The 1,506-nt window shown below is 62.2% G+C and carries 1 pseudogene; it reads right to left on the bottom strand.

What is annotated here, in order from left to right:
• Positions 1-1,193: pseudogene (locus FYC77_RS19920) on the bottom strand (hypothetical protein); the annotation flags it as partial.
• Positions 1,194-1,506 lie beyond the last annotated feature (313 nt).

Genomic DNA, 1,506 nt, shown 5'->3' on the forward strand with positions numbered 1-1,506 from the left:
TGCCCGATTTCGTCGATTCGGCCGTCGGTGGTGATCTCGACGTCGGTATCGCCGTCCGAGAGTGCGGTGGCGTCGTCCGCGAGATCCTCGAGTGCCTTCGCGGTCGATCGGCCGATCGTCGCCCCGATAACGAGGAAGCCGGCCAGTGCGACCCCGATAAGCGCGACCAGCGACGTTGCGACGTCGTCGACGACTGCGTACGCGTTCGACTGTGGCGTATGAAAGAGCAACACCCAATCGGTGTCGGGGACGCGGGTGTAGCCGACGACCTCGTCGGTGTCATCGAAATCGAGGGAGCCGGTCTCGAACCGACCTTCTTCGATGACGTCGCTCGCTTCGCCGTCGCGGTATGGCGACAGGTGCGTGCTCTCGTCGTTGGCCACCATTACGTCGCCATCACGGACGTCGACGACCTCGGTGTAATCCCCGTCGGCCGTCCCCTCGACCTCGGGTACGAGTTCCGAGGCTGGAACGACGACCATGATCGCACCGTCGCTATCGGCGTTATCGACCGGGCTGAGAAACGCAACGAGCGTCGTCCCACCGTGCTCGTAGGAGTCCGTAAACGTCGAGTCGACGTCCGTGAGGTCGACGTTCTCGTAGCTGTACTCGCTGGCGCTTCCCCCATCACGGATATGAACGTCGAGACCGAGATCCGAAATATCGGTTCCAACCTGGGATCCGTCGGTGCTCTGTGTGATCGTATCCGTCTCGAGGTCGACGTAGTGTAGCGCCCGAACCTCGTCGGGCCCACGGAAGTGCTCGTTGTTCAGCCGTGCTTCGACCTGTGCACCGCCTCTATCGACGATCCGATCGTGGGTAGCCAGAGTGACCGCTATCTGCTCGTAGCTTCCCATCTCGTTCGACAGCGTTTCCGCCTGATACTCGGCTGCCATCTCGACTTCCCCCTGTGAGGTTTCCGTGATCTGATTCGAGATGTCGAGATAGAACACACCGGCGACGCCGATCGTCAGTACCAGCACGACGAGAATGACGAACCCGAATTTCGCGACGTAGCTCCGCCGAAAACGGTCGGGTACGAGTCTAGCCGCAATCGATTCGTCGTTACCCCTCGCGTCCGACCCCCCTCCATCCCCACTCGAGTCCGATCGGCCCACCGACGGCAGTGTTTCCCGAAGATCGGACGGAAGTTTTTCCCGGAGGTCGTCCGGGACGAGCGTTCCCAGTGGCATCTTCAAAATAGTCTTACTGTCACTAAAAATCGCTTGTGGCCCGTTTCCGCCGCGATTTCCATCTGCGGGGCTCTTCGATGGGGTCGAACGCACTCGTACGAATGTGGACCCCGGGTCGAACTCCGTTCGGGCTGGTCTGGCTCAGTCCTCCGTGTCGGCGGTGGCGAGGTCGGCTTCCTCGTCGTGCTCGAGGACGATTCCGGGTTCCGCGTCGTGTCCCGACTCCGCGCGTTCGCCGACGTCGAACGCGTCGAGCGAGAGGCGGAGATCGTCGGCCATCGCCGTCAGCGACTGGGCTCCGTCGGCGACTTCG

Origin of the sequence: Natrialba swarupiae (assembly GCF_008245225.1) — an archaeon.
In the GTDB taxonomy this organism is placed as follows: domain Archaea; phylum Halobacteriota; class Halobacteria; order Halobacteriales; family Natrialbaceae; genus Natrarchaeobius; species Natrarchaeobius swarupiae.